This is a genomic window from Burkholderia sp. E168m23, assembly GCF_016586125.1.
GTDB classification, from domain to species: Bacteria; Pseudomonadota; Gammaproteobacteria; order Burkholderiales; family Burkholderiaceae; genus Burkholderia; species Burkholderia orbicola.
The window spans coordinates 1-5,165 of sequence record NZ_BCPP01000502.1; the positions used below are offsets into that span (position 1 = coordinate 1).

The following is a 5,165-nucleotide window of genomic DNA, read 5'->3' on the forward strand; positions in this document are numbered from 1 at the left end:
TACACCAGTCGCCGAACTCGTCGAACGCCAGCGGAATGTCGAAGCGGGCCGCGGCGGCGCGCAGCACGCGCAGGCCTTCGGGCATCACTTCCTTGCCGATGCCGTCGCCGGCGATGACCGCGATGCGGTGCGGGTTCTTCATGTTGCGGGAAGCCTCCATGATGAAGCTGGCGTCCCGCACGGGAGGGGCAGACACGGGGAGCTGCGCGAGCCGGGCCGCGTCGAACTGCTGCGCGGCGGCCTTTGATACGCAACGCTGCATCCGATTCCCCTCGGATCGCGTCGGCATGTCTCCCGTGTCTCTTCCGTTGCGGTAACCGGCGGACTATTGAATCTGTCCGTCGAATCTACTGCGTCGCCGGCATCGGCAGGAAGTGCGGATTCGTGAACGGGACCTTCGAAAATCTGCAACACGCCGGCGCGCACACACGCGTGGCGGCGCAGTCAGTCGTTCGATTGCCCGGCTTCACCGGAGACGAGCGAAGGCGGTGCGAACGAGGCGAGAAACTCGAACAGCTTGCGCGTCGGCAGCGGCACGGCGCCGGCGCGAATGCCGACCGACATGACGCGATTGGCCCACGGAACGTTGAGGCGAATGAAGCGCAGGCGCATCGGTTCGCGAAACAGCGCGACCGCGCGCTCGGGCAGGATACCGATGCCTTGCCCTGCCGCGATCAGCCGGCACATGGCTTCGAAGCTCTGCACCTGCACGCGGAAGCGGACCGACTTGCCGAGCAGCGCCGCTTCCCTGACGAGCGCACGCGTGAGTTCCGAGCGGTCGTCGAGCGCGACCAGATCGTGGTCGAGCAACGCGCTGAAATCGATCGAATCGCCGGTGAGTGGGTAGTCGTCGGGGACGACCACGCTGGCCCGATCCATGCAGTAAGGCGCGAGGTGGATGCCCTCGGGCGCGGTGCGCGACGTGACGATGCCGACGTCCGCGCGGCCTTCGCGCAGTGCCTGCAGGATGTCGGAACTTCTCAGCTCGCTGATCTGCAGCTTGATGTCGCGATAGCGTTGCGAAAAGGTGCGCAACTGATCGGGCAGATCCTGGCTGATCGCCGAGATGTTCGCGAACACGCGGACGCGGCCGACCGCGCCTTTCGTATAGTCGGACAGTTCGCTGTAGATCGCATCGGTGCGCAGCAGCAGGTCGGTCGCGTGGCGCAACAGCGCTTCGCCGGCGGGTGTGAGTTCGACGCCGGCCACCGTGCGGTTCAGCAGCACCACGCGAAAATGATGCTCGAGCAGCGCGATCCGGCGGCTCGCGGTGGAGAGCGACATGTGGGACTGCTGCGCGGCGCGCGACAGGCTGCCCAGCTCGGCTGCACGGACGAACAGGGCGAGGGACGTGAGATCGAACAAGCGCGGGCTCCGATTGAAACTGCGGCAAGTATGTCATTCATCGCTGCGCGCGACGGTATTGGGCGAAGTGGTGCTAACCCTGACTCGCTCTGATCGGCCGCGAATGGTGCGCCGCACACCGCAACGCCGCCGTCGCGCCGCGAAGGCCCGTGCCGTGCGCGCGATCGGCGGCCGGAATCCGTTTTCCGTTGGCTTGTGCATTGCACCGTACGATGGCGGCCCGCGCGTGCGTTCGAGATATTCGAAGTGCCACTTGAAGGATTTCGCATATCGGGTGGGCGGGGCGGCCGGTAGATTCGAACCGTCCCCTGTCGCACACATCTATATCGACAGCGACTGTACGCGTGACGACGCAAGCATGCACGCGGGGCATCCATGAACTTTCGGAGACAAACGTGGAAATCGACGCGGCCTGCAACCCGGGCGACCTCGCGGCCCCGGCATCGGCGCACGATCTCGCCCAGGAGGACCGGATCTTTCGTCGGCTCGCCGTGCAAATTCTCCCGATCCTGATGTTCGCGTACGTCACGTCGTACATCGATCGCGTGAACGTCAGCTTCGCCAAATTGCAGATGAGCGAGCATCTGGGCTTTTCGGACGCGGTGTTCGGCTTCGGTGCAGGGATATTCTTTCTCGGTTACGTGATCTTCGAGGTGCCGAGCAACATGCTGCTGGTGCGCGTCGGGCCGCGCCGCTGGATCACGCGGATCGTCGTGTCGTGGGGCGTCGTGTCGGGATTGACGGCGTTCGTGTCCACGCCGATGCAGTTCTACGTGATGCGCTTTCTGCTCGGCGTCGCCGAGGCCGGCTTCATCCCGGCCATCGTGCTCTACATGGCCCGTTCGTTCCCGGGGCGGCGGCGCGCGCGAATCCTGTCGATGTTTTATGCGGCGCTCGCGCTGGCCGGGTTGATCGGCTCGCCGTTGACCGGCTTCATCCTGCAGTATTTCGACGGGGCGATGCAGATCCCGGGCTGGAAATGGATCTTCATTCTCGAGTCGCTGCCCGCATTCGTGGCTGCGCTGTATGTATGGAAGGGCCTCGACGACGACGTCACGCGCAGCGAGCGTTTCTCGCAAGCGGAGCGCGCCGTCCTGGCACGCGTGCTGGCGGAGGATCGTGCGACGACCGAGTCGGTCAATCACCGCGGCCTGTTCTCGAACTGGCTCGTGTGGGCGTTCTGCGTGATCTACTTTCTCGACGTGTTCGCGATTTACGGCTATACATTCTGGGCGCCGACGATGATCAAGCAGATGGGCATCGGCAGCGATTTCGTCATCGGCTTGCTCGCCGCGCTGCCGAATGCGGTGGCCGTGGTCGTGATGGTCCTGTTCGGACGCAGCGCGGACCGGTGCGGCCGGCAGCGGCTGCACGTCGCCGCGCTTTTGCTGATGGGCGCGACCGGGCTCGGGCTGTCGGTCGTCTGGCACGATCAGCTGTGGCTCGGCATGTTCGCCCTCTGCATCGCGAACGCGGGGCTCATCTCGTTTCCGCCGCTGTTCTGGAGCATGCCGACCGCGGCGCTCGGCACCGCGTCGGTATCGATGGGCATCGCGGTGATCAGCTCGTTCGGGAACCTCGGCGGCTTCTTCGGGCCCTATGCGGTCGGCTACCTGAAGCAGGCGTCCGGCAGTCTTGCCGCGCCGCTGTTCGTGATGGTCGGGTGCCTGTTGCTGGGCATCGTCCTCACGATGCTGCTGCCGGCGCGGCTCGTCGACCGGTAACGACTATCCATTTCGCCGCAGTGCTGCACCGCGTTGCGATCTTTTGACGGGAACGACATGAAACAGCAGATTGGCCTGATCGGCGTGGGTTTGATGGGGCATGGTATTGCGCGCAACGTGCTGAAGCACGGTTATCCGCTCACGGTCGTCGAGCATCCGGGCAATCAGCCGCTCGACGAGCTGCTGCGCGACGGCGTACGGACCGTGCGGACCGCGCGCGAACTGGCTGCGCAAGCGGACGTCATCATCCTGTGCGTGACGGGGTCCCCCGAAGTGGAAGCGGTGCTCACAGGTGACGACGGCGTGTTGGCCGGCCTGAGGGACAACGCGATCGTCGTCGATTGTTCGACCGCCGTTCCCGAATCGACCGTCAGAATGGCGCGGCTCGTCGAAGCGGCAGGCGGGCGCTTCGTCGACGCGCCGATGACGCGCGGCGCCAAGGAGGCGCACGAGGGCCGGCTGAACCTGCTGGTCGGTGCGCCGCCCGGGTTGTTCGCGGAGATCAGGCCGGTGCTCGCGTGCTTCGCGGAAAACATCACGTGTGTCGGCGATGTCGGGGCCGGCCACAGCATGAAGCTGCTGCACAACTATGTTTCGCTCGGGACCATCGCGCTGCTGTCGGAAGCCGTCGCGTGCGCGAAGCGCTCGGGCGTGGACGTCGCGGTGCTGGCCGACGTGCTCGCCAACGGCGGTGGCGGCGGCGCCGCGCTGAACCGGCTGCGTCCGTTTCTGGAGACCGGCGACACGTCCGCGCTGCCGTTCCATATGGCGAACGCGCTCAAGGACCTGTCGTACTACTCGGCGATGGCGGAAGGTGTCGACGCGGCTCATGGGATCGCGGCGGCTGTTACGGAGACGTATCGTGATGCCGTTGCGGGCGCGGGAGCGCATTGTCCGGTGTTGAAGTTGTCGGATGTGCTGATGGTGGGGGGCGTGGGCGACGAGGGTACGTCGCGTTGATGCGTTGTGTGGCTCCGTTCGTGTGGGGCTGGATCGACGTCGGGAGGGGGCAGCGTGCTCAGCGCATGGTGAGCACGCCATCCGCCGACATCGACTGCCCCGTCACACAGCTGGACGCCGAGCCGTATAGCCACGGTCCGAAGTTGTCGGTCGAGCGGCGCCGGTGGTGGCTGCCGGTCATTTTGAGATGTTCGACATCGTGATCTGGTTCGTCGACAATCCGCTCGGGGCTCAGGCTCGAGAGTCACAAGTGCTCCCAACTAGCGAACAATCGAATGGCGCGAGAATGACCTCGTACGCAGAAATATATTTGAAAGATTTTCACCGCCGCCGGGCAGGAGTAACGCGTCGAGCCTACGGTAATCGGCCTGCACGATCTGCGCAGGCAGCATACCCGTCCTCCTATCACGCACTGGCGAATCGTGTACCGAACGATGCGATGTCGCGGACTGTGCTCGATCTGGCATGCGGTGACGGGCCATTGCTGCAAATTCTGAACGACAGGGGGCATGCAGCAACGAAGCTAATTGGCATAGACATGAGCGATGGCGAGTTAAGCGTGGCTCGGGGAATATTGCCGCACGAAATACGATTGCTCAACGAGCGTGCACAAGCAATGTCACTCGATAGCGGCTCAGTAGACTACGTGCTGTCGCACATGGCTCTCATGTTGATGGACGATATCGAACAAGTTGTTCGAGAGATTCGCCGGGTATTGTGTGACGGCGGCAGCTTTTCCGCTATCGTCGGACGGAGCTTTTTGACTGGCAAGGTCGGCGAAGTTTTTTTGGACATCTTCAAGCCAATCGCGAAGGATCGGCTCACAGAGTTGCGACTCGGTGATGCGCGCACGCGCAGTGAAGCGGGGTGGCAAGAACTACTCAAGCCCGATTTTGTTGATGTGTCTTTTGAAGACATCGAAATCGACTGGACACCTACACCCGAGCAGCTGTGGTTGGACATGCTGGACACCTACGATGCCGACCGGATGTCGGAAGCGGCGCGCGCGCAGTTCAAAAGTGAACTGTTGTCGGCGTTCGCGCCCCTGCAAGGCGAAGACGGTACGTTGCAAACTGGATGGGGCCTGCGTCTTGTTCAGGCCACTGCTGCCTAGAT

At 63.8% G+C, this 5,165-nt stretch carries 4 protein-coding genes and 1 pseudogene; 3 read left to right on the top strand and 2 right to left on the bottom strand.

The genetic code is table 11. From position 1 onward, the window contains the following. A pseudogene (locus JMF90_RS40205) lies at positions 1-289 on the bottom strand (hypothetical protein); the annotation flags it as partial. A gap of 155 nt (positions 290-444) precedes the next feature. Further along, complete coding sequence (locus tag JMF90_RS23200) at positions 445-1,365, bottom strand: LysR family transcriptional regulator (protein ID WP_054928643.1); 921 nt, start codon at positions 1,363-1,365, stop codon at positions 445-447. A 395-nt stretch (positions 1,366-1,760) separates the two neighbouring features. Here JMF90_RS23200 and JMF90_RS23205 point away from each other — a divergent pair, with 395 nt between their 5' ends. The 3 genes from JMF90_RS23205 (at position 1,761) to JMF90_RS23215 (ending at position 5,163) form a co-directional block, all read left to right on the top strand. Continuing rightward, positions 1,761-3,089, top strand: coding sequence for an MFS transporter (locus JMF90_RS23205; RefSeq protein WP_011549091.1), 1,329 nt, complete (start codon positions 1,761-1,763; stop codon positions 3,087-3,089). Between the two features lie 57 nt (positions 3,090-3,146). Further along, positions 3,147-4,049: an NAD(P)-dependent oxidoreductase gene (locus JMF90_RS23210; RefSeq protein ID WP_011549090.1), complete on the top strand. Its 903-nt coding sequence runs from the start codon at positions 3,147-3,149 to the stop codon at positions 4,047-4,049. 187 nt (positions 4,050-4,236) lie between these two features. After that, the gene (locus JMF90_RS23215) at positions 4,237-5,163 is read left to right on the top strand and encodes a class I SAM-dependent methyltransferase (protein WP_227746121.1); all 927 of its coding nucleotides are present in this window, start codon (positions 4,237-4,239) and stop codon (positions 5,161-5,163) included. Positions 5,164-5,165 lie beyond the last annotated feature (2 nt).

What these genes read in the sequence shown, in the direction of transcription:
- JMF90_RS23215 (WP_227746121.1), top strand. Translation starts at nt 4,237, where the DNA reads ATGTTCGACATCGTGATCTGGTTCGTCGACAATCCGCTCGGGGCTCAG.
- JMF90_RS23210 (WP_011549090.1), top strand. Translation starts at nt 3,147, where the DNA reads ATGAAACAGCAGATTGGCCTGATCGGCGTGGGTTTGATGGGGCATGGT.